The sequence below is a fragment of the Diaphorobacter aerolatus genome (assembly GCF_014489535.1).
Classification (GTDB): Bacteria; Pseudomonadota; Gammaproteobacteria; order Burkholderiales; family Burkholderiaceae_C; genus Diaphorobacter_A; species Diaphorobacter_A aerolatus.
Map to the genome: position 1 here is coordinate 4,375,649 of NZ_CP060783.1, position 24,150 is coordinate 4,399,798.

Below are 24,150 nucleotides of genomic sequence, written 5' to 3' on the forward strand. Positions count from 1 at the left end.
CAAGTCAATCTGACTATTCACAGCGCCTGCTGCGTAGCCTGATTCTGACTCGCATTCACAGACCGGCGCAGCCACCACGCGACGACCATCAACACGATCAGTGCAAAGACGTTGATGGCGCGCCAGCCCAGCGTCTGCATGAGCGCGCCGCAACTGAACGACATGATGGCGGCGACGGCGCTATTGGTCCATTCCATGAGCGGTTGAGCCGCGGCGCGCTCCTCGGGCGAATGTGCGAGCGTGAGCAGGGTCGTGCCGGCCAGCAGCATCAGATTCCAGCCGGCGCCAAGGAGCAGCGAACTGATCAGGAACAGCGTCGCCGAGAGCCCGCTCAATGCGATCACCGCGCTGGCCGCAAGCAGCGCCGCACCGATCCAGGCCACGGGTCGCGTGCCCCAGCGATCCACCATCGACCCCGCTGCCAGCGAGGGCAGAAACATTCCCAGCACATGCCACTGGATGACATGCGTCGAAGTCACGAGCGCATGGCCGTGGACGTGCATGGCCAAGGGCGTGGCGTTCATCACGAGAATCATCAGGCCATGTCCGCAGGCCGTGATGCACAACGCCTGCCGCACGGCGGGGCGCGACCAGAGCAGCTTGCGCTGCGCGCGCTGCAATGAAGGGTCGGTCGCATCGGTTTTCGGCGTAGCGCAGCCCGGCAGCCACTTCAGAAGCACCAGCGCGCCAGACGCCAGCACCGCAATCGCCATATAGGCCCCGGCCATGGGAGTCGCAAGCCAGTTCACCGCGCGCAAGGCAAGACTGGGCGCGATCAGCGCTGCGACGATGCCGCCTGCGATCACCCATGCGGCGGCGCGGCCCTTGTGCTGCTTGTCCACGTCCTCCAGCGCGGCAAACCGGTAGAAGCCAGCCGACGCCTGATACGCTCCGAGCAACACCATCGCCACGCAGAACAAGGCAAAGTTCTGCCAATGCACGGCCAAGGTCGCGAGCAGGCCCGCTGCGATGCCGAATACCGCGCCGCGTTGCAGCCCGCGCCTGCGCCCGAGCCCTTGCATCCAGCGCGCGATCGTGCCCACGGCCAATAGGTTGCCGAGCACCAGCAATGCCAGCGGCAGCGTCGCCAGCATCGGCCACGGCGAGAGGCGCTGGCCGACCAGCGCCGTGAGCGCAATGCCGATGATCGAGCACGACCAGTACAGCGCTTGTGCCGCGCTAAGCACGGCCAGTGAGGGATAGCGACGCAAAATCATGAGGGCTTTCGGCTGAGGTGGGGCGAAGGAAAAAAAGCGCGGCAAACTCCATCCGCGCGCGTGCCTGAAGCAGCGCGAAGTCGGGGCGGTGAGGTGCCTGAAGGCGCGCTGGATCAGCCCGAGCCAAAGCGTTCTGCAAACGCCACGGGGCTCACGGCCAGATGTTTGTGGAAGCTGCGGCGCAGGTTCTCGGGATGGCCGAATCCGCACAGCCGCGCCACGGTGGCGACCGATGCCTGGCGCTGGCCGAGCAGTGCCGATGCGGCCTCGAGACGCACGCGCTCCACATACCGGGCGGGTGTCGTGCCCAGCTCCTTGTGAAACACGCGCGCCAGCGTGCGCGGTGGCAGGCAAGCCTGTTCCGCAAGTCGTTCGACGCTCAGATCGGCACCGATCTGGCCGGGAATCCAGTCGAGCAGCATGGCCAGACGCGGCGCATGCGTGGTCTCCGCAGTGAGCAGCGGGCTGAACTGCGCCTGTCCGCCGGGCCTGCGCATGAACATCACAAGCTGCCGCGCGACCGCGAGCGCCGTCGCGCGGCCCAGATCGGCCTCGACTAGCGCGAGCGCCAGATCGATCCCGGCCGTGACGCCTGCCGACGTGAAGATGTGGCCATAGACCGCGTGGCCCGCCTCGAAGGTGTGCAGCCGGTCGCTGTCCACCGCAATATCGGGATGGCCCGCGCGCAGCTCATCGATCCGGCACCAGTGCGTGGTCGCCGCGTGACCATCGAGCAGCCCGGCGCGGGCCAGCACAAGAGCGCCCGAACACACGGAGCCAAGCCGCATCACGCCGGGCTCGATGTCGCGCAGCCAGCGGCGAAGCTCCTCGTCGTGTTGCACTTCGTCGATGCCATCGCCGCCGGGAATCAGGACCGTGCTGTTGGCGGGCAATTCCAGATTGCGCCAGCCGTGGTCGGCCAGCAACTTCAAGCCGCAGGACGTGGTGACCGCGCCCGCTGAACGGGCCACCAATTGCGTTTGATACCAGGTACGCAGACCCTGCCTCGCGCGCACGTCGTTGGCGGTGGCAAACACCTGTAGCGGCCCGACGATGTCGAGGCTCATGGCATTGTCGTAGCCCACGCTGACCACCAGATGGCCCTCGCTGGCGCGGCGCGTGCTGACTGCAGGAATGGATGGTTTGGCTGGCATGCGCCAAGTGTGCAGCGGCGGGCATTTGGCAGCAAGGACATTGTTCCCACAAATTTTGCCACCCTGACTGACACGCCTCTCCGTCATTCATGCGGCACAATGCCGCCCATGCTGACGTACCCGCATATCGACCCTGTCGCCCTGCAAATCGGGCCTCTTGCCATCCACTGGTATGGCATCACCTATCTTGTCGCCTTTGGACTGTTCATGTTTCTCGGCACGCGCAGGCTGAAACACGAGCCCTATGCCTCGATGACAGGCGACCGCGCCTGGACGCGCAAGGACGTGGAAGACATCCTGTTCCTCGGCGTGGTTGGCGTGGTGGTGGGCGGGCGCCTTGGCTACTGCCTGTTCTACAAGCCAGGCTACTACCTCACTCATCCGCTCGAAATTTTCTATGTATGGCAGGGTGGCATGAGCTTTCATGGCGGCATGCTCGGCGTGATCGCGGCAATGATGTGGTTTGCCCATTCGCGCAAACGGCACTGGCTCGAGGTGACCGATTTCATTGCTCCGTGCGTGCCAACCGGCCTCGCGGCGGGTCGGATCGGTAATTTCATCAACGGCGAACTCTGGGGTCGCTTCTCCAGCCCGGACCTCCCATGGGGCATGGTGTTCCCGCAAAGCGGCTCGATGATGCCGCGCCACCCCTCGCAGATCTACCAGTTTCTGATGGAGGGGCTGCTGCTGTTCATCCTGCTGTGGTTGTACGCGCGCAAGCCGCGCAAACTCGGCGAGGTGTCGGCGGCGTTCCTCGTGGGCTACGGCGTGTTCCGCTTCATCGCGGAGTATTTCCGCGAGCCCGATGACTTCCTCGGCATCCTGTCGATGGGATTGAGCATGGGCCAATGGCTGTGCCTGCCGATGATTCTGGCAGGGGCGGCCATGTGGGGCTGGGCGCACCGACGGCCCGCCAGCGCTTGATAGCTGCGAAGGGTGTAGTCCCGTTCAGCATCCGCGAGGACTGAACGGGCGCGGACTCGCAACCGCATCATCGTTTCTCGCAAACATGCTCGGTAGTTTCCCGCAAGACGGATTCTCTCAGCATCGTCATAATTATTGAAAATTACGATGATGTTTTCCAATTGCCGACAATTGACTGCCAAAGGCGGTGAGTTGCGGTATTGACGAGCGTACCTTGACCCATTCCCTGCATGACCAAGCCGCCGAACGGCTGCGCGAGCTGATTTTTGACGGAACGCTGCCGCCCGGGAGCTTTCTGGATGAAGTCCGTTTGTGTGAGCGACTCGAGATTTCGCGCACGCCGCTGCGCGAAGCGCTCAAGGTGCTCGTGGCCGAGGGATTGGCCCGGCACGAGCCGCGCCGGGGTTGCTTCGTGGCGCAGATCACCGAGCGCGATGTGGATGAGATATTTCCGGTGATCGGCCTGCTCGAAGGGCGAGCGGTTTTCGAGGCCACGCAGAACGCCACCCAGGCCGACATCAATGCGCTCGAGCGCCTGCATGAGCGGCTTGAACGCCACGCGGAAGACGGCGAAATCAACGAATACTATGCCGCCAATCTCGCGATTCATGAAGCCTTCATCACGCTTGCGGACAACCGCTGGCTCGCGCAGAGCATTGGCGATCTGCGCAAGATTTTGCGTCTCGCACGGCTTCAGCAACTGCACGCGCCCGGACGCCTGAACCAAAGCCTGTCGGAGCATCTCGCGGTATTCGCGGCGCTCAAAAGGCGCGACGCCGCTGCCGCCGAGCAGGCCATGCGCCACCATCTTCTGGCCCAACACGAGGCGCTGCGCGAGTTGGCGCGCCTCCATTCTTCCCGGATCGCATCATGAACGCCGCCACGACCTGGTTATCCCGCAACGTCGCCCGTTTTCTGGGCAGCGACTCGAAGCCCGCCGAACCCACCGGCACAGGCGCAAGTACCAAGGACACCGCTCCGCGCTCCACGCACGAGCGCCTTGCGGCGACGCTGCGCCGCAATGGCGAAGCGCTGTCGCCGCGCGCGCTGCGGCGGGTGCTGACCGATCTGCAGGAGGTGGTTGCGCCGCGCGTGAGCGAGATGGAGGGCGGGCGCCGTGCCCAAGCCGTTGCCGCGTGGTACGCGGCGGCCAGCGCGCAGGAGCGCCGCGATCTCTGGTTGCTGATGTGCGAGCAGTTCACACCCGATGCGGCGCGCGTGAAGAACGCGCAGCAGAAATACGTGGCCGCCGTGGGCACGCCCGATGCGCCACAGGCCGAGGCCCAGTTGCGCCGCGTGCTGACCTCACCGCGCACGCGACTGGTACAGCGCTTTGCGGCATTTCCGAACGGCATGCGCTTTCTCGTCGATCTGCGCGCCGAACTGCTGCCGCATCTCAAGAGCGACAAGCGCCTGATGCCGCTTGAGGCAGAGCTGGAACAGTTGTTCGCCACATGGTTCGACGTGGCGTTCCTGGAGCTCAAGCGCCTGTCCTGGGATTCGCCCGCGTCGCTGCTCGAAAAGCTGATCAAATACGAGGCTGTGCACGATATCCGCAGCTGGGCGGATCTGAAGAACCGCCTGGACAGCGACCGCCGCTGCTACGGCTTCTTTCACCCGCGCCTTCCCAATGAACCACTGATCTTCGTGGAGATCGCGCTGGTGGCCGACATTTCGGCAAGCATCACGCCGCTCCTGGACGAAACCGCCGCGCCGTCCGATCTGGGCAAGGCGACGACGGCGATCTTCTATTCGATCAGCAACACGCAGACTGGCCTGCGCGGCGTGAGCTTTGGCGATTCGCTGATCAAGCATGTGGTCGAGACGCTGAATGCGGAGTTTCCCAAGCTCAAGCGCTTTGCCACGCTGTCGCCGATTCCCGGCTTCCGCTCCTGGCTCAACAAGAACTGCGCCGCTCAATTGCAATTGCTTGACGAAAAACGTCTGGCGGAACTGGGCCGGGAACTGGGCCGGGAACTGGGCCGGGAACTGGGCCGGGAACTGGGCCGGGAACCGGGCGCGGAGCCGCCGCAGCCTGCCCAGGTGCTGGCAGCAGCGGATGCCCAGGCGCTGGAGCTCGATGCGAAGTCGCCCCTGCGCCAGTTCGTGACCGAATGCGCGGCGCGGTATCTGGGCCGCACGCTCGTGGACGACAAGCCGATCGATCCCGTCGCCCGCTTTCACCTGGGTAACGGCGCGCGTGTCGAACGCCTCAACTGGGCGGGTGACCCGTCGGCCAAGGGCGGCAAGCAGTCGTTCGGGATGATGGTGAACTATCTGTACGACCTCAAACGCATCGACAAGCATCGCGGCCTGCTGGCTGAGGGGCGTATCCCGGTCTCCAGCGAAATCGATTCGCTTTGCAGGGACTGATGTCTTTGGGTTGTTGACTTTGAAGTATCGTTTGTCAATAGCAAAAGCGATGGACTGACAAAGCACGGAAATTGCGGATCATTGAAGGCTATGCATTCGGCCTGCAAGCGCGCATGTGGCGGCTCTTGCGGCATCCATTCAATCAATCAATCAACCAACCAACCAACCAACATGAAAAGTCAGAACGAGGAACGAGACATGCAAGACAAAAACGGCCTTGGCGCAGGGCAGGGCGCTGACCACATCATGATGCCGCGAAGGAATGTGTTGCGCGCGGCGGGTGCAGCGGGACTGGTGATGGCCGGTGCCGGGCGCAGCTTCGCAGCCGATCCCGCTGCAAGCAGTTGGCCGAGCAAGCCCGTCACGCTTGTCGTTCCTTTCCCTGCGGGTGGGGAACCGATGCGTTCGCGCGGCCGCTTGCGGCGCAGTTCTCCAAATCGACAGGCAAGACGCTGGTGATCGACAACCGGGGCGGTGCCGGCGGCACGGTGGGTGCAAGCATCGCTGCCCGGCTTCCGCACGACGGCTACGGCCTGTTCATGGGAGCGGTGCATCACGCCATCGCTCCGTCGATGTATCCCAAGCTCGACTACGACATCGAAAAGGATTTCGTGCCGCTCGCGCTGCTGGCCAATGTGCCGCAGGTCATCGTCGTCAATCCACGCAACGTGGTTGCCAAGGATTTCAAGCAGTTTCTGGCGATGATCAAGGCCAATCCAGGCAAGTACAACTACGGCTCGGCGGGTTCGGGAACATCGCATCATCTGGCCGGTGAACTGTTCAAGATCCAGACCAACACCTTCATCACCCACATTCCCTATCGCGGGGCTGGTCCCGCGCTGCAAGACCTGATCGGCGGCAATGTGGACATGATGTTCGACGGGTTGGGCTCGTCGGCCGCACACATCAAGGCCGGGCGCATCAAACCGATGATGGTCTCGGGCGGCAAGCGCAACCCGTCACTGCCCGACGTGCCGTGTGCCGCCGAAGTCGGGTTGCCAGAATACACCGTCACGACCTGGTATGGCCTCTGGGCGCCCAAGGGCACCTCGCCCGAGATGGCCGCGCGCATCACGCAAGAATTCAACAAGCTCGGTCAGGTCGATGAGGTCAAGGCCGTGTGGGCGAGCAACGGTGCGGAATTCGGCACGCTGTCGTCGCAGGATTTCGGCAAGATGGTGAGCGCGGAGGTCAAGCGCTGGGCGCAGGTGGTGAAGGCGTCGGGCGCGAAACTCGAGTGACAGCGCCTGCTCGCGCGGTATGCTTGCATCGCAATACCGGCCCCGACGCACGATACCCATGACGCCCGAACTGCATCTGCACCATCACGTTGCCACCATCACGCTCAAACGAGCCGATGTCGCGAATCGGCTGGCTCCCGAGGACCTCCCCGTCATCATTTCGCATGTCGAAGAGATCAACGCATCTGAGGATGTGCGCGTGCTGGTGCTGCGCAGCGAGGGCAAATATTTTTGCAGCGGCTATGACATTTCCGAGGTCAGGAACAGCCAGGACAAGGGTAGCAGCTTTGGCGAGATGGTCGATGCCGTGGAGCAATGTCGCGCCGTGACCATCGCGGTGATTCACGGCGGCGTCTACGGCGGCGCGACCGACATGGCGCTGGCATGCGACTTTCGCGTGGGTGCGACTCCCGCCGAGATGTTCATGCCGGCCGCACGCCTGGGGCTGCATTTCTACCAGGCGGGGCTGGAGCGCTACGTGTCGCGCCTTGGTCTCGACACCGCCAAGCGTTTGTTCCTGACCTGCGAGCGCCTGAACTCCGCCGAAATGAAGTCCTGCGGATTTCTCACGCATCTGGTGGAGAGCGAAGCGCTCCCGGAAACCGTGGGCGCGCTCACCGACACGCTCAGCGCCATGGCGCCACTGCCGCTGTTTGGCATGAAAAAGCATTTGAACCTGATCGCGCGCGGCCTGCACGACGGCGAGGCGATTGCGCGCGACGTCTTCCAGACCGTGCAATCGGAAGACCTCAAGGAAGGTGGAACGGCCTGGCGTGAAAAACGCAAGCCGGTGTTCAAGGGGCGCTGACAACGCATACTTTTTTAGGACCTGTGAGCGATTCGAAATTTCAGATCTACAGACGCTGCGCCATCGCCGGGCCACTTCATCGGCAGCTTGCGCAACCCAACCCACGAGTCTTTGAGATGTCCAACAACAACCTGTTTTCCACGCTGCGCGCAGCATTTCCCTCCGAACTCGACGAGATCGCCATCGAAGCCACGTCACCGCGCGGCGAGCCGCTGAACTACAGCTGGCGCGATATCGAGCACGCAAGCGCCCGCATCGCAAACCTGCTCGACGCGCTCAAGTTGCCCGAAGGCAGCCGCGTTGCCGTGCAGGTCGAAAAATCGGTCGAGGCCGTGCTGCTGTACCTCGCCACGCTGCGCGCGGGCTATGTGTTTCTGCCGCTGAATACCGCCTACCAGAGCGCCGAGATCGAATACTTCATCGGCAACGCGGAGCCAGCGGTGGTGGTCTGCACGCCCGACAATTTCGGTTGGGTCTCGAAGATCGCCTTCAAGGCGGGTTGCGCCTACGTGTTCACGCTCGGTGAGGACCGCAACGGCACGCTGCTCGAACGTGCGGCGCATTTTGGCGACGAGCATCAGGTGGCTGCGCGCGATGCCGACGATCTCGCCGCGATTCTGTACACCAGCGGCACCACGGGCCGCAGCAAGGGCGCGATGCTCTCGCATGGCAATCTCGCGTCGAACGCGGTCATGCTCAAGGACTACTGGGGCTGGCGCAAGGGCGACGTGCTGATCCATGCGTTGCCGATCTTCCACGTGCACGGACTGTTCGTTGCGATTCATGGCGCGATGATCAACGGCAGCAAGATGATCTGGATGTCCAGGTTCGACCCCAAGGCCGTGATCGCCGCGATGCCCCGCGCGAGCGTGTTCATGGGCGTGCCGACGCTGTATGTGCGCATGCTCGCCGAGCCCACGCTCACCCGGGATCAAACCCGGAACATGCGCCTTTTCATCGCCGGTTCCGCGCCGCTGCTCATCGAGACGTTCAAGGAGTGGCAGCAGCGCACAGGCTCGACGATTCTGGAGCGCTACGGCATGAGCGAGACCATCATGCTCACATCCAATCCGTACAGCGCCGATGCACGCTACCGCAACGAGGACGAACGCCGCGGCGGCACGGTGGGCTTTCCGTTGCCGGGTGTCGACCTGCGCGTGGTCGATGATGCGGGCAAGGAACTGCCGACTGGCGAAATCGGCAACATCCAGGTCAGGGGCCCGAACGTGTTCAAGGGCTACTGGCGCATGCCCGAGAAGACCCGGGAAGAGTTCAGCGCCGATGGCTGGTTCAAGACCGGCGACGTGGGCAAGGTGGACGCGCGTGGCTATGCGAGCATCGTTGGGCGCAGCAAGGACCTGATCATCAGCGGTGGCTACAACGTCTATCCGGCGGAAATCGAGGGCTACATCAACGATATGCCCGGCGTGGCGGAAAGCGCGCTGGTCGGCGTGCCGCATCCCGATTTCGGCGAGGTCGGCGTGGCCGTGGTGATCGCCAAGCCGGGCGCAAAGCTCGATGGCGACGAGATCGTCGCGAGGCTCAAGTCGCAACTCGCCAACTTCAAGATTCCCAAGCGCTGCTTCATCGCCACCGAACTGCCGCGCAACACCATGGGCAAGGTGCAGAAAAACCTGTTGCGCGATCAGTACAAGGGTTTGTTCGGCCAGCGAGCCTAGGGCTCCTGGCCCGAGAGTCCCGCCGCGCGCATGCGTTGGGCGAGTTCTTGCCCCCGCGCTCCTGCAGAGTGTCGGCGGCGCCGCCGATGTCGCGCGGCTCGCGGTTCTGGCTCAGCTTGAACTTGCCGACCAGCGAAGTGATCGCGATCTCGATGCCGACGATGTTCTGCAGCAACCCGTTGATCAACTCGGGCGCGGAGTCGCCCATCTTCCAAGGCTTTGGCTCGGCGGCTTCGTGCCGGCGCGTAAGCAGGGCGACGACGCGCCGCACGAAACGCTCGTCATCGCGAACCGTCATCACGCCGTGCGCGTGCACCACCTCGTAGTTCCAGGTTGGAACCAGGCGGTGGGTCTCGTGTTTGCTCGGATACCAGTTGGGTGAAACATAGGCCTCGGCTCCACGGAAGATCACCATCACCGGCGTACCCGTGGGGCAACGCTGCCAGACAGGATTGGCGCGCGCAACATGACCGATGAGCTGGCCGTGCTCGCCGATGGTCGGATCGAATTCAAACGGCAAGTGATCCGCATCGAGCCCCTCGCCACCCTGCGTGACCAGGATGCCAAGCGGATGCTCGCGAATGACGCGTTGCAGTTCTTCGGGGCGGTTTTCGGCGAAGTGGGCGGGGTTGTACATGGCGCTTGTGGTTGGGGCTGGATTCACCGGGCGGCGATTCGTCGTAGAAGCCGGTTTTACCATTTTTGTGAATCGGTCAGATCCGGACGATTGGTCTCAATTCATGGAATACGGAGTGCTGCAGAAAATGCACTCGGGTTTCATGGCTCTGCCCGTGACCTTCGTGTGCTGGCAGCAATGATCGAGCCACGCACTCACGAGTTTGAATGCCGACAGATTGGTACGTGGCCTTGTGCAAGTCTTTCAGTTCGCACAGCCCCAGCGAATCGCGCAACTGGCGGCTGCAAACGATGCTGATTTCCTTGCCGATCAGATAGCGCGTGTTGGCGCTGGGCCAGCTTCCGTATCCGAACTGGATTGCGGCATCGAAATGGAGCGCAAAAACTTCCCTCGCAAGGAGTTGCCGTCTTGATGGTGGAGCAACGTGCACGACAGGCTCTACAGATCAGCCAGTACGGCTACATCCTGGATCAGGGGCGCTGTGTTTTGAACGGCGGCGCGCATGAACTGCTGAACGACGAGCGCATGGCGCAGCTTTATCTGGGCAACCACTGAACACCGCGCCTGACTGGGCGCGGACTCGTGTGAACAGGCATTGGCTCGTGATTAGCGCAGCACCAGCACCGGGATATGCGAGTGCGTCAGCACATGCTGGGTCTCGCTGCCGAGCAGCACACGCTTGATGCCCTTGCGGCCGTGCGAGGCCATCACGATCAGGTCGCAGTTGTTTTTGGTGGCCGCGGTAATGATGGATTCGGCTATCAGGTCGGATTTGGCCACGACGCATTTCACGGCGGTCTTGTCCGCGGCGCCACGGTCCTTGATCTTGGCGAGATCCTGCTGCGCTGCGTCACTCCACCGGTTTTCGATTTCCTTGACCGCATCGCGATCCAGCGGCGCACTTCCCTCGAAGTAGCTGCGCGGATAGCGTGGAATGACCTTGAGTGCAACCACCGTTGCTCCGCTGAGGGCGGCCAGTGCCAGGCCCGATTCGACGGCCTTGTCGGAGAGTGTGGAGCCGTCGGTGGCAATCAAAATGCGCTTGTACATAAGAACCTCCTGGTGAAAGTCCGGCCAGAGCCCTGCCGGATTGGAACGGGCGTGTTGCCATGGACGCAACACTTGTTGGCTCAAGCATAGGCCCGGGTATGGTCCGCTCTCTTGATTCAAGTCAACTCGCAACCCGGGCTGAAGAATTATCTTCCGTTCCATGTCAATCAGCTCACCCGGGAATCACGCGATAGTGCGAGGTTTTTCGCCCGAAGAAGCGCCCACCAGCGCGCCCGCACAGCGGCATGATGCAGCGACGTTGCTCGATGATCCCGAGGAGTGGGGCACTTTTGGTCGCCCGCTGAAGGGTTCTCAAACCCACGCCGACGGTTCGCCTGTGTGCTGGGAATCGTTTGTGGTGCTTGAAGGCATGCATTGTGCAGCGTGCGCGCTGGCGATTGAAGATGCGCTCAAGCAGGTCAGGGGGATTCTGGATGTCGATGTGAGTGCTGCGACCCATCGTGCGCGCGTCGAGTGGAATTCTGCCGAGGTACTGCCATCGCAATGGATGGCTGCGGTACGCAAGGCCGGGTATCGCTGCCTGCCGGCCATGGACGCATTGCTGCGCGAGCAGCGCCTGCACGAGAGTCGCCGTGCCCTGTGGCGTTGGCTGGTTGCGGGCTTTTGCATGATGCAGGTGATGATGTACGCGTGGCCCGCCTACCAGTCCACGCCGGGTGATCTATCGCTTGAGATGGAAACTCTTTTGCGCTGGGCATCGTGGGTCATCAGTCTGCCCGTGATGTTCTTTGCCTGCGGCCCTTTCTTCTCGAGCGCTTTGCGCGACATACGGGAGCGTCGCGTGAGCATGGATCTGCCGGTGGCGTTGGGCATGCTGATCACCTTTGTCGTGAGCACGCTTGGAACCTTCGATCCAGCGGGCCCGTTCGGTGCGGAGGTTTACTACGACTCGCTCACGATGTTCGTGTTCTTTCTGTTGTCGGGTCGCTTGCTCGAACTGCGTTTGCGTGACCGCACGGCAGGAGCGCTCGAAGCGGTCGCCAATCGGCTGCCCGATAGCGTGGAGCGCAGGCTTGCCGGGTCTGACGATTTCGAGCGGGTCACGACGCGCCGCTTGCGCGTGGGCGACGTGGTGCGGGTGCTGCCGGGCGAGGCTTTTCCAGCCGACGGGGTATTGGTCGCGGGCGCGACGCAGGCCGACGAGGCGCTCATGACGGGCGAGTCGCGCCCCGTCGACAAGCCGGTCGGCGCACTGGTTTGCGCCGGTAGCTACAACCTGCGTGCGACCGTCGAGATGCGCGTGGAGCAGGTCGGCGACGCAACCCGCTTCGCCCAGGTGGTGGCGTTGATGGAAAGCGCCTCGCTTCAAAAGCCCCGGCTTGCGCAGTTGGCCGACAAGGTGGCTCGCCCATTCCTGGTTCTGGTTCTGCTTGCCGCGCTGACCGCTGCGCTCTGGTGGTGGCCGAGCAGCCCGAGTCACGCGGCGATGGTGGCCGTGGCTGTGCTCATTGTCACCTGTCCCTGCGCGCTGTCGCTCGCCACGCCGGTGTCGATGCTGACTGCCGCAGGAACACTGGCGCGCAACGGCGTGCTGGTGCGCAATCTGCAAGGGCTTGAATCGCTGGCATCGGTGGACACCGTGGTGTTCGACAAGACCGGAACGTTGACGCGCGACGGACTGTCCGTCACGGGCGTGCACGAGTCGAGCAATCCTTCGCTGAACCGTGCGCAATCACTTGCCTTGGCCGAGGCGCTTGCGCGCCGGTCGCTGCATCCCGTGTCCCGGGCGGTGGCTGCCTATGGGCGGGCAAGCGCTGAGTTAGGCGATGGATGGATGTTCGACTCCGTCGAAGAAGTCTCAGGTGCCGGCGTCATCGCAACCGCGCGCAACCCGGCGCTGTTCGATTCACCGATGACGTTGCGACTGGGCTCCGCGTCTTTTACCAATGCGCCATTGCGTGGCGATGGTGTGCAGGAAGCCGTGCTGTCGCTTGAAGCGAACGGGCGTAACCAGATACTGTTGCGCTTCGATCTCTGCGAAGACGTGCGAAGCGAATCTTTTGCGGTTGTGAAGGCCTTGCAGGACGCCGGCATCCGCGTGGAACTGCTCTCGGGTGACAACCCCTCGGTTGTCGAGCGCGTGGCGGGTCTCACCGGTATCGTGCACGCGCATGGTGGTTGCACTCCGCAGGACAAGCTCGCTCGCCTCAAGTCGCTGCAGGCCGAAGGGCGACATGTCGCCATGGTGGGCGACGGCCTGAACGACGGGCCGGTGCTGGCGCGCGCGCATGTCTCGTTCGCCTTTGGCCGCTCGGTGCCGCTGGCGCAGTCGCGATCTGACTTCGTGGTGATGGGTGATCGGCTGGAACTGGTCTGGCAGTCGCGGCTGCTCGCGCGCCGAACCATGGGCGTGGTGCGGCAGAACTTGATGTGGGCAGCTATCTACAACGCGCTGTGCGTGCCGCTCGCCATTGCGGGCTATATGCCGGCATGGCTCGCGGGCCTGGGAATGGCAGCGAGTTCGCTGCTGGTGGTGCTCAATGCGGCGCGGCTCGCGCGCGATCCGGAGCTTTCTGCGGTGCACGCCATAGCGACTGAAACTTTCCAACACTGGCCTTCGACACCGACCGCCGGCCTGGCTTCGGAGCCCATCTGATGGACATCCTCTACCTCCTCATCCCGTTGTCGGTGGCGCTGGTTCTTCTGGTACTGGGCGGCCTCTGGTGGGCCGTCTATCGAGGGCAGTTTGAAAACGTCGAGCAGGAAGCTGAACGCATTCTGAAAGACGGTTGACATGTGTCAACACCCCAAAGCCACCGCCGTTTCAAACTGATACGGCTATATAAGAGGTACTCGATGGAATCGCAAAAAGCAGGTGTATCGCACTATAACGACACGGTAGTGCGGCAGTTTTCTATCATGGCCGTCGTATGGGGGTGGTGGGGATGTTGGTCGGCGTAATCATCGCCGCCCAGCTGACCTGGCCAGAACTCAACTTCGGCATATCGTGGTTGAGCTATGGTCGATTGAGACCGTTGCATACCAACGCGGTGATTTTCGCGTTCGGCGGTTGCGGCTTGTTCGCAACCAGCTACTACGTCGTGCAACGCACATGCCAGACCAAACTGTTCTGTGCGCCGCTCGCGGCGTTCACGTTCTGGGGCTGGCAACTGGTGATCCTCGCCGCAGCCATCTCGCTGCCGCTTGGCTACACGTCCGGCAAGGAATATGCCGAGCTTGAGTGGCCAATCGACATCCTGATTGCGTTGGTGTGGGTGGCCTACGCCGTGGTGTTCTTCGGAACCGTCGGCATGCGTAAGGTCAAGCATATCTATGTGGCCAACTGGTTCTTCGGAGCCTTCATCCTGGCGGTGGCTTTGCTGCACATCGTCAACAGCGCGGCCATTCCCGCTGGCTGGATGAAGAGCTACTCCGCATACGCCGGCGTGCAGGATGCGATGGTGCAGTGGTGGTACGGTCACAATGCCGTCGGGTTCTTCCTGACCACGGGCTTCCTGGGCATGATGTATTACTTCGTGCCCAAGCAGGCCGGTCGCCCGGTGTACAGCTATCGCCTGTCCATCGTGCACTTCTGGGCGCTGATTTTCACCTACATGTGGGCAGGTCCTCACCACCTGCACTACACGGCACTGCCAGACTGGACACAGTCCGTTGGCATGGTGTTCTCGCTGATCCTTCTGGCTCCGAGCTGGGGCGGCATGATCAACGGCATGATGACGCTCTCCGGCGCGTGGCACAAGCTGCGTGACGACCCGGTGCTGCGCTTCCTGATCGTCTCGCTGTCGTTCTACGGCATGTCGACCTTCGAAGGTCCGATGATGTCCATCAAGACCGTCAATGCGCTGAGCCACTACACCGACTGGACCGTGGGTCACGTGCACGCTGGAGCCCTGGGCTGGGTGGGCTTGATCACCATGGGTTCGCTGTACTACCTCGTCCCGCGCCTGTTCGGTCGCGGCGAGAAAATGTATTCGACGAAAGCCATCGAGCTGCACTTCTGGATGGCAACCATCGGCATCGTCCTGTACATCGCTGCGATGTGGATTGCCGGCGTCATGCAGGGCCTGATGTGGCGTGCGATGAACCCGGACGGCACCCTGACCTATACCTTCGTGGAAAGCGTCAAGGCGACCTATCCGTTCTACGCGATTCGTCTGCTTGGTGGTCTGCTGTATCTGGGTGGCATGGTGATCATGGCCTGGAACGTGTGGATGACGACCATCTCCGGCCGTTCGGTTCAAGTGGCCATTCCCGCAGCCAATGCGGCGCACGCCTGAAAGTGGAGAAATTGAATGTCTGATATCCAAAACAAGGCAACGCCAGGTTTCTCGCACGAGAAGATAGAGACCAACAACTTCCTGATGATCGTGCTGATCCTGCTGGTGATCGCGATCGGTGGTCTGGTCGAAATCGTCCCGCTGTTCTTCCAGAAGTCGACCACGGTAGCCGTGGAGGGCGTCAAGCCCTACACCGCAACCCAGTTGATCGGTCGCGACATTTACATCCGCGAGGGCTGCTACAACTGCCACTCGCAGATGATCCGCCCGTTCCGCGCCGAGACGCTGCGCTATGGGCACTATTCGGTCGCGGGCGAATTCATCTACGACCACCCATTCCAGTGGGGCTCCAAGCGCACCGGTCCCGACCTCCACCGCGTGGGCGGCAAGTACAGCGACGAATGGCATCGCATTCACCTGAACAATCCGCGTGACGTTGTTCCCGAGTCGAACATGCCAGCCTACCCATGGCTCGAGAAGACGGCGGTCAACCCGGCCGACGCGGAGCCGCGCATGAACGCATTGCGCAAGGTGGGCGTGCCCTACACGGATGAAGAAATCCAGGGCGCCGCAGAACAACTCAAGGGCAAGACCGAGATGGATGCGCTGGTCGCATACCTCCAGGTCATGGGCCGTGCATTGAAGTGATCAAGGAAAGAAGGAGCAAACCATGGACATTTCGACCATGCGCAGCATCGCCACGGTGGCATCGCTGATCTGCTTTTTGGGAATCTGGTTCTGGGCGTTTCGTCGCCGCAACAAGGACCGTTTCGAAGAAGCCGCCCAACTTCCCTTCATCGAGGACTGAGTTCCTCCTAAAGAACAAAGAGTAATCCCATGAGTGACTTCACCAGTAATTTCTGGTCGATCTACGTGGCCGGTGTGACCTTGGCGGGCATTCTTGCCTGTCTGTTGCTTCTCATATTCACGGCCAGGAAAAAGGTCGTTTCGACCACTGACAACACCACCGGCCATGTCTGGGACGGGGACCTGACGGAGATGAACAACCCGCTGCCACGCTGGTGGATGTGGTTGTTCGTCATCACCATCGTCTTCGCGCTTGGCTATCTGGCCGCCTATCCCGGCCTCGGCGCGTTCACTGGCAAGCTGAGCTGGACCCAAAAGGGCGAGTACGAGGCCGAGGTGGCCAAGACCAATGAGCAATGGCAACCCGTGTATGCGCGATTCGCGTCGATGTCCATCGAGCAGATCGCGGAAGACAAATCGGCCATGGCCATCGGTGACCGCCTGTTCATGAACAACTGCGCGCAATGCCACGGCTCCGACGCGCGCGGCAGCAAGGGCTTTCCGAATCTCTCGGATGGTGACTGGCTGCACGGCGGATCGCCCGAGCAGATATCCAAGACCATCCACGATGGGCGCATCGGCGTGATGGCACCCGTGGCCGCTGCGGTGGGTACGGCCGACGACGTACGCAACCTCGCGCACTACGTCCTGAGCCTGTCCGGCAGCCCGAACGACTCTCTCAAGGCCAATCTGGGCAAGGAAAAGTTCGCTGTCTGCGCGGCCTGCCACGGCATGGATGGCAAGGGCAATCAGGCGCTTGGCGCCCCGAACCTGACGGATGACGTGTGGCTGCACGGTTACGGTGAAGAAGCCATCGTGAACATGGTGACCAAGGGCAAGATGAACGAAATGCCCGCCCAGACCGGCAAGCTCACGGACGATCAGATCAAGGTGCTGACTGCTTATGTGTGGGGCTTGTCCAACAAGACTGTAGCAGCGCGTTGATCCAGAGATCCTATGCACGGATCCAGGGCCTGTTCACACTTGGGCGGTCTGCAGCGTTGCAGTCTCTCGCAAGGTACCCACCTTGCTTCGAGCCTGCGCCTTGCATCCCATCCCAAGACTGCGCAACACAATCCCCGTGCATTGAGTGAACAGGCCCTGGCCAACTGACGCCGGTTCGCCTTCTCCACAAAGGCGGACCGGTGTTGTTCAATTTTGAGTTGAATTCACAGCAGCAAGAAGACAAATCATGACGTCAGAAGACGGTCGCAAAACTCCGGAGCGGGTGATTCCCATCACACCAGTGCCCGCAACGGATCAGACCGAAAGCGTGTCGCTTTATGAGGCGCACAAGAAGATCTATGCGCGATCCATCGGTGGCGTTTTTGCCCGCTGGCGCTGGTTGCTGGTCTTTCTGACGCAGGCATTCTTCTACCTTGTTCCCTGGTTTCAATGGGGCGAGCGCCAGATGGTGCTCTTCGACCTGGGAGCCCGGCGTTTCTATCTCTTCGGCTTGGTGCTCTATCCGCAGGACTTCATCTATCTCACCGGGCTGCTGATCATTTCAGCGCTTTCGTTGTTCCTGTTCACGGCAGTGGCAGGGCGGCTGTGGTGTGGCTTCGCATGCCCGCAGACGGTCTACACCGAAATATTCATGTGGATCGAGCACAAGGTTGAAGGCGACCGCAGTGCACGCATGCGTCTGGATCGCAATGGCTGGACGTTCGAGAAAATCTGGAAGAAAAGCACCAAGCAACTTCTATGGATTGCGTTGTCGCTTTGGACGGGCTTTACATTCGTCGGCTATTTCGTGCCGATCCGCGATTTGGGTGCTGAGCTTCTGGCGCTGCATGGTACCTGGCAACTGTTCTGGGTGGCGTTCTATGGGTTCGCGACCTACGGCAATGCGGGCTACATGCGCGAGCAGGTCTGCAAGTACATGTGTCCCTATGCGCGCTTTCAAAGTGCCATGTTTGACAAGGACACTCTTATCGTCAGCTACGACCCGGCGCGTGGCGAGATGCGCGGCCCTCGCAACAAGAAGCTTGACTACAAGGCGGCCGGACTGGGTGACTGCATCGATTGCAGCCTGTGCGTGCAGGTGTGTCCGACAGGCATTGATATCCGTGACGGTCTCCAGTACGAATGCATCGGTTGCGGCCTGTGTATCGACGCCTGCAATGTCGTGATGGACAAGATGCAGTATCCGCGCGGACTGATCCGTCTGAGCACCCAAAACGGCATCGCGCAGAAACTCACACAGTCGCAGATGTTCAAGCGCGTTTTGCGTCCGCGCGTCCTGCTCTACAGCTCGGTACTGATCGGCCTTTGCATCGCCATGATGGTCAGTCTCGTGGGGCGCACGCCGCTCAAGGTGGACGTGGTTCGCGATCGCGCGGCGCTCTCGCGCATTGTCGCGGGCGGCAAACTTGAGAACGTCTACCGTCTGCAGATCATGAACGCCACGGAGGGCGTGCGCAGCTACCGCATCGGTGCAACGGGCTTGCAAGGACTCTCCGTCGTCACGGATCCGCTGGTTGAAGTGGGACCTGCCGAATCCAAGTGGGTTTCCGTGCGTCTGCAGATTCCATATGGCAGTGCCGAACCCGGGTCACACAAGGTCATGTTCGACATCGCGGCACGGGAGGACAACGCCAGGGTTTCCGAGAAATCGGTGTTTCATGTGCCTCGTTGAAAACCATAGTCAAACTGCGCGTGGTATCGCCTGCCAGGGTGAGCCATGTGCCAAGGAGTAGTGAAGATGCAAAGCACGACAGAAATTTCCAAAGTGAAGAAGATGGACCAGACCCCACCCTTGCCATGGTGGCGTTTCGGGCACGTCTGGTTGATTATTGCGGGTCCAGCCATCGTCGTTGTTGCCGGTTTCGTCACGCTGTGGCTCGCAATCAGCAGGCCTGATCCGGTAGTCGAGGAAGACTATTACCAGCGTGGCCTACGCATCAACGAGACACTCCGCGAGCAGAAGGACCGGGCCATGATGCCAGCATTGAAGGGGCGCAATCATGCTGCTACTTCGGACGATGCGATGCGTCCCGCTGATCAGTGAGGCGGCTTAGCTCCTGGATCGTGTCGTGGCTGCCGCGACGCGCGTGAGGACGGCTTAATCGGCAAGAACAAGCGATGAACACTCTACGCGCCCGACGCCGATGTGGAATGCGGGTCGCTCGAATGCACGATGCCCCGAACAGGGCTTGCGCTATGTACATGCCCAATGCTCGATGCTAGTGTTAGGTATTCATTTGAAAAAATGAATCGATCATCGGAAATCCAGCGTACTCAATGACGGCGACCGTAAGCGAGAAAGAGAAAGGAACTCAGCAATGAAGGCTCAGCGACTCATGTGGATTGCGTGGCCGGCGTTTTTGATGGCCGGCGTTCTGGAGATGACGGTGTTTGCTTTTGTGGACCCGCAGGCGTTGGAATGGTTCGACACACCCGTGGTGTTGTCGCGGACAGGCGTCTATACGATCGCGTTCTTCGCGTTCTGGTTCATCATCATGCTGGCCAGCAGTTTGACGACTCTGCTGTCACTCTCGCCGTTCGAGGTGAATCGCTGCCCGGTGCCATGTGATGATCGCCCGACCGATTGCGCCAAGTTCTCTCAGTAAATAGAGCGTTGCGATCCGCGCGTCTGCGACAAGGCGGCCATTTGCCCAGGTCGTTTGCTCCCACGTCACGGGTACACGCGTAACGCATCGCTGGGAACGGATGCGATGAATGGAAGAACCGCGCAACGTTGAACAAGTTCCCCGGCTGCAAACGTTGCGCAGCGCGTTCAGCAAAGACTCAGTGGCGGGCCTGCTGGCTGTTGACGATGTTGCGCAGGGCGTTGGCGTCAACGATGCGCACGTGGCGCTGTTTGACTTCCACGATGCCTTCCTCAACGAACTTCGAGAACGTGCGGCTCACGGTCTCGAGCTTGAGGCCGAGGTAGCTGCCGATTTCCTCGCGCGTCATGCGCAGCACCAGTTCGGACTGCGAGAAGCCGCGGGCGTGCAGACGTTGCACCAGGTTCAGTAGAAATGCGGCGAGGCGTTCTTCGGCGCGCATGCTTCCCAGGAGCAGCATGACACCGTGTTCGCGCACGATTTCGCGGCTCATGATCTTGTGAACGTGATGCTGCAGGGCCTTGACTTCACGCGACAGCTCTTCGATGTTTTCGAAAGGCATGACGCACACCTCCGCGTCTTCGAGCGCGACCGCATCGCAGGTGTGACGGTCGCTCACGATGCCGTCAAGGCCGATGATCTCGCCAGCCATCTGGAATCCGGTGACCTGGTCACGGCCGTCTTCGGTCGCCACGCAGGTTTTGAAGAAACCGGTTCGTATTGCGAACAGTGAAGTGAAGGGCTCTCCATTGCGAAACAACGTTCCGCCACGCTTGACTTTGCGACGAACTGCAATCACTTCGTCGAGTCGTTTGAGTTGCTCCTCGGAGAGTCCAAGAGGCATGCAAAGTTCTCGCAGGTTGCAATTGGAGCATGCGACTTTGATGGTTTGCGGTGTCATTTGCAGTGGCGCCTTATACAAGTTATCGGTTAATGGAAGTGAGTAGCCCACTTGCCCTCGACCGTAGGCATCGGTAGATGCAGGGGAATTGTCCCAGTCCACACGCCAAACTGAATTGACTTGCATCAAGGACAATCCTATGCAGGTGCGGCACAGTCGCAGGCGAACCTATGGAAATCCGCTATGCCTGCTGTTACACCCGAACTAATCTGTCAATTCGACGTTTCCGGGCCCCGCTATACGTCCTACCCTACGGCAGATCGCTTCGTTGAAGCGTTTGGTCAAGATGAGTACATCCTCGCTCTGCAACAGCGGCGAATCGGCTCGAATGCCAAAGCGCTACCGTTGTCCCTCTATGTGCACGTTCCATTCTGTGAATCTCTCTGTTACTACTGTGCGTGCAACAAGATTATCACCAAACATCCGGAGCGAGCGGAAGCCTATCTTCGCTATCTAAGCCGCGAGATTGATTTACACACTGAACACTGCGGTGTCAATCAGCATGTCAGTCAATTACATATCGGCGGCGGCACGCCCACTTTTTTGTCGAATGAAGGTTTGCAGGATCTGATGTCGATGATCCGGCGGAGTTTCGTACTCGAACCGGGCGGCGAGTACTCCATAGAGGTCGATCCACGAACTGTTAACAATAGTCGTTTGATGTTTTTGCACCAACTTGGGTTCAATCGCCTGAGTTTTGGCGTTCAGGATTTCGATCCAGAGGTGCAGAAGGCCGTGCACCGCGAGCAGCCCGCTGAGCAGGTGTTCCGGCTGGTGAAGGAGGCGCGCCGAATTGGATTCGAATCGGTGAACGTCGATCTGATCTATGGGTTGCCACGTCAGACGCCGGAATCCTTCGAGCGCACGCTTGCCCAGGTTTGTGAACTGAGGCCTGATCGCATCGCTCTCTATGCCTACGCGCACTTGCCGGAACGTTTCAAGCCTCAGCGTCGAATCTACTCGGAGGAGCTGCCAATGCCCGCTGCCAAGGTGGCGATGCTGGCACGGTCCCTCGAAGTTTTTCAGGGTGCAGGATATGTTTATATAGGCATGGATCATTTTGCCCTGCCCGACGATTCTTTGGCGGTCGCCAAGCGTCAGGGGCGACTGCATCGCAATTTCCAGGGCTACAGCACGCAGCCCGATTGCGACCTGATCGGGCTGGGTGTGTCGTCGATCGGCAAGGTGGGCGCCACCTACAGCCAGAACGCCAAGACACTCGACGAATACTATGACTGCATCGATCATGGGCGCTTGCCGGTCGTGCGCGGCCTGGCGCTTTCGCGGGACGACCTGCTGCGACGCTCGGTCATCATGGCGCTGATGTGTCAGGGCGAATTGATCTTCGAGCCCGTCGAGCAGGCCTGGCTGATTGATTTCAGAAGTTATTTCGCGCCCGAACTCGAGCAACTCGAGGCCATGGAGGAAAAAGGCCTGGTCTGCCTGCATGAGGACAGCATCGAGGTCACCCCGTTGGGCTGGCATTTTGTGCGCGGCGTGGCCATGTTGTTCGACCGCTATCTGCAGGGCAATCGCAACCGCGAACGCTTCTCCCGGATCATCTGATCGATCGTCATGTGGGCCATTGCGTGGGCAGCGTTTCTGATGGGGTTGCTGGGCGGCGCGCATTGCCTGGTGATGTGCGCTGCGCCGTGTAGCGCGCTGCTTCAGCAGCAGGGGGGCGCGATTGCCGCGCAGACTCGGGTCGTGAAATTTGTTCCCAGCCGGCGCTCGATGCTCGTGAGGCCGGTGCTGTTTCATGCGGGACGGATTCTGGCCTATTCGCTCGTTGGCGCGATGGCTGCCTATGCCATGGATCGGCTGGCGTGGTTCAGCCAAGGCACCAGCGCACTGCGCTCGGTGTGGAGTCTGGTGCATGTCGCCATCATTGCGTGGGGTCTGATGATGGTGATGCGGCTGAATGCGCCCGCATGGATGGAGTCTGCGGGGCGGCGTGCATGGCAACGCGTTCAGCCGGTGGTCTCGCGTTCCGGTGGTCTCTTTGCGGTCGGTTGTGCGTGGGCCTTCATGCCCTGTGGACTCCTGTATTCGGCCTTGTTGCTCGCTGCCTTGAGCGGGGGCCCGTGGCCGGTGCCTTGTCCATGGCGCTGTTTGCCGTGGCGAGCGGCGTGTGGCTGGTGGCGGGGCGATGGGTCTGGGTGAGCCTGCGTGAGCGCGTTCGCGATCCGCTCTGGGAGGCCTGGGGGTCCCGTCTTGCGGGCTTGATCCTGATCGGGTTGGGTAGTACGGCACTTTGGTGGGGTGCCGTGCATCAGCAACCCGCCCCGTGGTGTCTGCCCTGACACGAATAAAAAACGCTCCTGAATGATTCAAGGAGCGTTTTTTGGGAAATGGGTGTCTGCAATGCCACCGAACCTGTCATCCTGAACCGGGGGTTCAGGTGGGCAAGAGCAACCTGACGTTGGGTTCATCTGACGCGAGACGATCACGCTCATCAGGTGATGTATCAAGCCCGTGCTCAGGGAGCATTGGTTCAAGGAAATATAAAGTCCGGCAACACCGCAGACGCCTTCATTGTAAATCGTCGGCGTACGATCCTGGAAAAAACGGGTCTCAATTCCCGGACGCTCGCGCGTGATTTTTCACGGTTTGATTTTCTGCGCGGATCGTGGTGCGGTCAGAGCAGACGACCGTCGTCGCCGAGTGTCTCGTCAAGGCGTTGCAAAAGGCTTCGCACGCGGGCCTCGTCATCTTCACGCGATGCGGAGTCGGGCGCTGCAATGGCCACCGGTGCAGCAGCAGCGGCTGCGATCAGCGCTTCGGCCTGCTCCCGGGCGGCGACAGCCGCCGTTTCATGGTCCGCTATTTCGAATGCCATGTTCAGGGCCGCGAGCACGGCAATGCGTTCGCGGGCGCGTACCTTGCCGGCATCACGGATGCGCGTCATGGCGGCATCCACGCGCTCGACCGCGTCCAGCATGCGAGGTTCCTGGCCTTCAGGGCAACTGAGCAGATAGCTCTGCTGCATGATCTTCACCTCGATCTGCTTCATGACGGGTTGTCTTTCGAATCCGGGATATCGGGCAGGCGCTCCAGCAGCGAGTCCATGCGATGGCGAACCGTGTGAAGGCGGGATTTGAGGGAGTCGCGCTCTTGTGTCAGGGTCAGAACCTGCTGGGACAGCAACGCGTTGGTGCGTTGCAGTTCAGCATAACGAACCAACAGACGCTCGACGCGCTCGGTGATCTGGTCTAGGGAAGATGGGGGTGCCATACAAAACACATTGTACGGATCGCCGCATAAACAATCGTAAAATTACGTCGTTGGTGCTCGCGACGTGGTTCACACGCCGCAGTTCAACGGGAAGCAGGGACGGATTTCCGCCACGGAATACACCAGAGCCTGCGCTGCCCCCGCAACGGTCAGCGGACGAATCCCTTCGGGATTCCCTCTTTGCCAGCACAGCCACTGCAAGCCTTGAACAAGCATGCGGGAAGGCGGTTGAAGAGTGTGCCGCCAGCCCGGATACCGGCCAACACGGTGGTTACGCTCGCGCTGTCGTCTCTA

22 protein-coding genes, 1 other RNA gene, 3 pseudogenes and 1 riboswitch are annotated in these 24,150 nt (G+C 61.2%); of the genes and pseudogenes, 18 read left to right on the plus strand and 8 right to left on the minus strand.

All coding sequences use genetic code 11. The annotated features are described in order from the left end of the window. Nucleotides 1–17: 17 nt before the first annotated feature. Nucleotides 18–1,217, minus strand: a complete 1,200-nt coding sequence (locus H9K75_RS20410) for an MFS transporter (RefSeq protein ID WP_187723899.1) — start codon at nt 1,215–1,217, stop codon at nt 18–20. A 113-nt stretch (nt 1,218–1,330) separates the two neighbouring features. Continuing rightward, entirely contained in the window at nt 1,331–2,371 is a 1,041-nt protein-coding gene (locus H9K75_RS20415) for a GlxA family transcriptional regulator (RefSeq protein WP_187723900.1), read from the minus strand. Between the two features lie 99 nt (nt 2,372–2,470). Between H9K75_RS20415 and lgt the strand changes: the two genes are divergently transcribed. The 6 genes and pseudogenes from lgt to H9K75_RS20445 all read left to right on the plus strand — a co-directional run bounded on the left by lgt (nt 2,471) and on the right by H9K75_RS20445 (nt 9,396). Then, nucleotides 2,471–3,295 (plus strand): prolipoprotein diacylglyceryl transferase, encoded by an 825-nt coding sequence (lgt, locus tag H9K75_RS20420; RefSeq protein WP_187723901.1) that lies wholly within the window; start codon nt 2,471–2,473, stop codon nt 3,293–3,295. A 214-nt stretch (nt 3,296–3,509) separates the two neighbouring features. After that, nucleotides 3,510–4,169 carry a GntR family transcriptional regulator gene (locus H9K75_RS20425; RefSeq protein ID WP_226858333.1) on the plus strand — a complete coding sequence of 220 codons (660 nt, stop codon included), beginning with the start codon at nt 3,510–3,512 and terminating at the stop codon, nt 4,167–4,169. Further along, nucleotides 4,166–5,668 (plus strand): malonyl-CoA decarboxylase, encoded by a 1,503-nt coding sequence (locus H9K75_RS20430; protein ID WP_187723902.1) that lies wholly within the window; start codon nt 4,166–4,168, stop codon nt 5,666–5,668. The genes H9K75_RS20425 and H9K75_RS20430 overlap by 4 nt, the downstream gene beginning before the upstream one ends. Before the next feature lie 246 nt (nt 5,669–5,914). Beyond that, nucleotides 5,915–6,909 (plus strand): annotated as a pseudogene (locus H9K75_RS20435) (Bug family tripartite tricarboxylate transporter substrate binding protein). 58 nt (nt 6,910–6,967) lie between these two features. Then, nucleotides 6,968–7,717 (plus strand): enoyl-CoA hydratase/isomerase family protein, encoded by a 750-nt coding sequence (locus H9K75_RS20440; RefSeq protein WP_187723903.1) that lies wholly within the window; start codon nt 6,968–6,970, stop codon nt 7,715–7,717. A 116-nt stretch (nt 7,718–7,833) separates the two neighbouring features. Next, nucleotides 7,834–9,396, plus strand: coding sequence for a malonate--CoA ligase (locus H9K75_RS20445; protein ID WP_187723904.1), 1,563 nt, complete (start codon nt 7,834–7,836; stop codon nt 9,394–9,396). Here H9K75_RS20445 and H9K75_RS20450 read toward each other — a convergent pair. After that, nucleotides 9,393–10,033: pseudogene (locus H9K75_RS20450) on the minus strand (FMN-binding negative transcriptional regulator). The gene H9K75_RS20445 and the pseudogene H9K75_RS20450 sit on opposite strands and share 4 nt — an antisense overlap. A 411-nt stretch (nt 10,034–10,444) precedes the next feature. On the opposite strand from H9K75_RS20450, the gene H9K75_RS20455 reads away from it, so the two are divergent. Next, nucleotides 10,445–10,588 (plus strand): hypothetical protein, encoded by a 144-nt coding sequence (locus tag H9K75_RS20455; protein ID WP_226858334.1) that lies wholly within the window; start codon nt 10,445–10,447, stop codon nt 10,586–10,588. Nucleotides 10,589–10,639: 51 nt separating this feature from the next. Here the strand turns inward: H9K75_RS20455 and H9K75_RS20460 are convergent, their stop codons facing one another. Next, entirely contained in the window at nt 10,640–11,083 is a 444-nt protein-coding gene (locus H9K75_RS20460) for a universal stress protein (RefSeq protein ID WP_187723906.1), read from the minus strand. Between the two features lie 160 nt (nt 11,084–11,243). On the opposite strand from H9K75_RS20460, the gene H9K75_RS20465 reads away from it, so the two are divergent. From H9K75_RS20465 to H9K75_RS20505, 9 genes and pseudogenes are all read left to right on the plus strand, one after another. Next, nucleotides 11,244–13,700, plus strand: coding sequence for a heavy metal translocating P-type ATPase (locus tag H9K75_RS20465; protein ID WP_187723907.1), 2,457 nt, complete (start codon nt 11,244–11,246; stop codon nt 13,698–13,700). After that, nucleotides 13,700–13,837, plus strand: a complete 138-nt coding sequence (gene ccoS / locus H9K75_RS20470; RefSeq protein WP_187723908.1) for a cbb3-type cytochrome oxidase assembly protein CcoS — start codon at nt 13,700–13,702, stop codon at nt 13,835–13,837. Before H9K75_RS20465 ends, ccoS begins: the two co-directional genes overlap by 1 nt. 126 nt (nt 13,838–13,963) lie before the next feature. Beyond that, nucleotides 13,964–15,342 (plus strand): annotated as a pseudogene (gene ccoN, locus H9K75_RS20475) (cytochrome-c oxidase, cbb3-type subunit I). Between the two features lie 15 nt (nt 15,343–15,357). Then, complete coding sequence (ccoO, locus tag H9K75_RS20480) at nt 15,358–15,990, plus strand: cytochrome-c oxidase, cbb3-type subunit II (protein ID WP_187723910.1); 633 nt, start codon at nt 15,358–15,360, stop codon at nt 15,988–15,990. Nucleotides 15,991–16,012: 22 nt separating this feature from the next. Then, a complete protein-coding gene (locus H9K75_RS20485; RefSeq protein ID WP_187723911.1) occupies nt 16,013–16,150 on the plus strand; it encodes a cbb3-type cytochrome oxidase subunit 3 in 138 nt (45 codons plus the stop codon). A 29-nt stretch (nt 16,151–16,179) separates the two neighbouring features. Further along, nucleotides 16,180–17,094, plus strand: coding sequence for a cytochrome-c oxidase, cbb3-type subunit III (gene ccoP, locus H9K75_RS20490; protein WP_187723912.1), 915 nt, complete (start codon nt 16,180–16,182; stop codon nt 17,092–17,094). 247 nt (nt 17,095–17,341) lie between these two features. Continuing rightward, a complete protein-coding gene (ccoG, locus tag H9K75_RS20495; RefSeq protein ID WP_187723913.1) occupies nt 17,342–18,787 on the plus strand; it encodes a cytochrome c oxidase accessory protein CcoG in 1,446 nt (481 codons plus the stop codon). Nucleotides 18,788–18,853: 66 nt separating this feature from the next. Then, entirely contained in the window at nt 18,854–19,159 is a 306-nt protein-coding gene (locus tag H9K75_RS20500; RefSeq protein ID WP_226858335.1) for a FixH family protein, read from the plus strand. A 274-nt stretch (nt 19,160–19,433) separates the two neighbouring features. Then, nucleotides 19,434–19,721 (plus strand): hypothetical protein, encoded by a 288-nt coding sequence (locus H9K75_RS20505; RefSeq protein ID WP_187723914.1) that lies wholly within the window; start codon nt 19,434–19,436, stop codon nt 19,719–19,721. A 178-nt stretch (nt 19,722–19,899) separates the two neighbouring features. Here the strand turns inward: H9K75_RS20505 and fnr are convergent, their stop codons facing one another. Continuing rightward, nucleotides 19,900–20,622, minus strand: coding sequence for a fumarate/nitrate reduction transcriptional regulator Fnr (fnr, locus tag H9K75_RS20510; RefSeq protein ID WP_187726128.1), 723 nt, complete (start codon nt 20,620–20,622; stop codon nt 19,900–19,902). A 183-nt stretch (nt 20,623–20,805) separates the two neighbouring features. Here fnr and hemN point away from each other — a divergent pair, with 183 nt between their 5' ends. Continuing rightward, nucleotides 20,806–22,188, plus strand: coding sequence for an oxygen-independent coproporphyrinogen III oxidase (gene hemN / locus H9K75_RS20515; RefSeq protein ID WP_187723915.1), 1,383 nt, complete (start codon nt 20,806–20,808; stop codon nt 22,186–22,188). Nucleotides 22,189–22,197: 9 nt separating this feature from the next. Further along, nucleotides 22,198–22,785: a sulfite exporter TauE/SafE family protein gene (locus H9K75_RS20520; protein ID WP_319016849.1), complete on the plus strand. Its 588-nt coding sequence runs from the start codon at nt 22,198–22,200 to the stop codon at nt 22,783–22,785. A gap of 189 nt (nt 22,786–22,974) precedes the next feature. Here H9K75_RS20520 and ssrS read toward each other — a convergent pair. The 3 genes from ssrS to H9K75_RS20530 form a co-directional block, all read right to left on the minus strand. After that, a non-coding RNA gene (ssrS, locus tag H9K75_RS25800) (6S RNA) lies at nt 22,975–23,154 on the minus strand. A gap of 106 nt (nt 23,155–23,260) precedes the next feature. After that, nucleotides 23,261–23,635 (minus strand): cell division protein ZapA, encoded by a 375-nt coding sequence (locus H9K75_RS20525; RefSeq protein ID WP_187723916.1) that lies wholly within the window; start codon nt 23,633–23,635, stop codon nt 23,261–23,263. Then, a complete protein-coding gene (locus tag H9K75_RS20530; RefSeq protein ID WP_187723917.1) occupies nt 23,632–23,856 on the minus strand; it encodes a DUF904 domain-containing protein in 225 nt (74 codons plus the stop codon). Before H9K75_RS20530 ends, H9K75_RS20525 begins: the two co-directional genes overlap by 4 nt. A gap of 34 nt (nt 23,857–23,890) precedes the next feature. Continuing rightward, nucleotides 23,891–24,134: riboswitch (cobalamin riboswitch) on the plus strand. The last annotated feature ends 16 nt before the right edge of the window (nt 24,135–24,150 follow it).

Bases quoted from the DNA above. Each gene is read 5' to 3' on its own strand.
- H9K75_RS20525 (WP_187723916.1), bottom strand. From the start codon at position 23,635: ATGAAGCAGATCGAGGTGAAGATCATGCAGCAGAGCTATCTGCTCAGT.
- lgt (WP_187723901.1), top strand. From the start codon at position 2,471: ATGCCGCCCATGCTGACGTACCCGCATATCGACCCTGTCGCCCTGCAA.
- H9K75_RS20465 (WP_187723907.1), top strand. From the start codon at position 11,244: ATGTCAATCAGCTCACCCGGGAATCACGCGATAGTGCGAGGTTTTTCG.
- H9K75_RS20415 (WP_187723900.1), bottom strand. From the start codon at position 2,371: ATGCCAGCCAAACCATCCATTCCTGCAGTCAGCACGCGCCGCGCCAGC.
- ccoO (WP_187723910.1), top strand. From the start codon at position 15,358: ATGTCTGATATCCAAAACAAGGCAACGCCAGGTTTCTCGCACGAGAAG.
- fnr (WP_187726128.1), bottom strand. From the start codon at position 20,622: ATGACACCGCAAACCATCAAAGTCGCATGCTCCAATTGCAACCTGCGA.
- H9K75_RS20440 (WP_187723903.1), top strand. From the start codon at position 6,968: ATGACGCCCGAACTGCATCTGCACCATCACGTTGCCACCATCACGCTC.
- H9K75_RS20410 (WP_187723899.1), bottom strand. From the start codon at position 1,217: ATGATTTTGCGTCGCTATCCCTCACTGGCCGTGCTTAGCGCGGCACAA.
- H9K75_RS20445 (WP_187723904.1), top strand. From the start codon at position 7,834: ATGTCCAACAACAACCTGTTTTCCACGCTGCGCGCAGCATTTCCCTCC.
- ccoS (WP_187723908.1), top strand. From the start codon at position 13,700: ATGGACATCCTCTACCTCCTCATCCCGTTGTCGGTGGCGCTGGTTCTT.
- H9K75_RS20430 (WP_187723902.1), top strand. From the start codon at position 4,166: ATGAACGCCGCCACGACCTGGTTATCCCGCAACGTCGCCCGTTTTCTG.
- H9K75_RS20520 (WP_319016849.1), top strand. From the start codon at position 22,198: ATGTGGGCCATTGCGTGGGCAGCGTTTCTGATGGGGTTGCTGGGCGGC.
- H9K75_RS20530 (WP_187723917.1), bottom strand. From the start codon at position 23,856: ATGGCACCCCCATCTTCCCTAGACCAGATCACCGAGCGCGTCGAGCGT.
- hemN (WP_187723915.1), top strand. From the start codon at position 20,806: ATGCCTGCTGTTACACCCGAACTAATCTGTCAATTCGACGTTTCCGGG.
- H9K75_RS20455 (WP_226858334.1), top strand. From the start codon at position 10,445: ATGGTGGAGCAACGTGCACGACAGGCTCTACAGATCAGCCAGTACGGC.
- H9K75_RS20500 (WP_226858335.1), top strand. From the start codon at position 18,854: ATGCAAAGCACGACAGAAATTTCCAAAGTGAAGAAGATGGACCAGACC.
- H9K75_RS20485 (WP_187723911.1), top strand. From the start codon at position 16,013: ATGGACATTTCGACCATGCGCAGCATCGCCACGGTGGCATCGCTGATC.
- ccoP (WP_187723912.1), top strand. From the start codon at position 16,180: ATGAGTGACTTCACCAGTAATTTCTGGTCGATCTACGTGGCCGGTGTG.
- ccoG (WP_187723913.1), top strand. From the start codon at position 17,342: ATGACGTCAGAAGACGGTCGCAAAACTCCGGAGCGGGTGATTCCCATC.
- H9K75_RS20460 (WP_187723906.1), bottom strand. From the start codon at position 11,083: ATGTACAAGCGCATTTTGATTGCCACCGACGGCTCCACACTCTCCGAC.
- H9K75_RS20505 (WP_187723914.1), top strand. From the start codon at position 19,434: ATGAAGGCTCAGCGACTCATGTGGATTGCGTGGCCGGCGTTTTTGATG.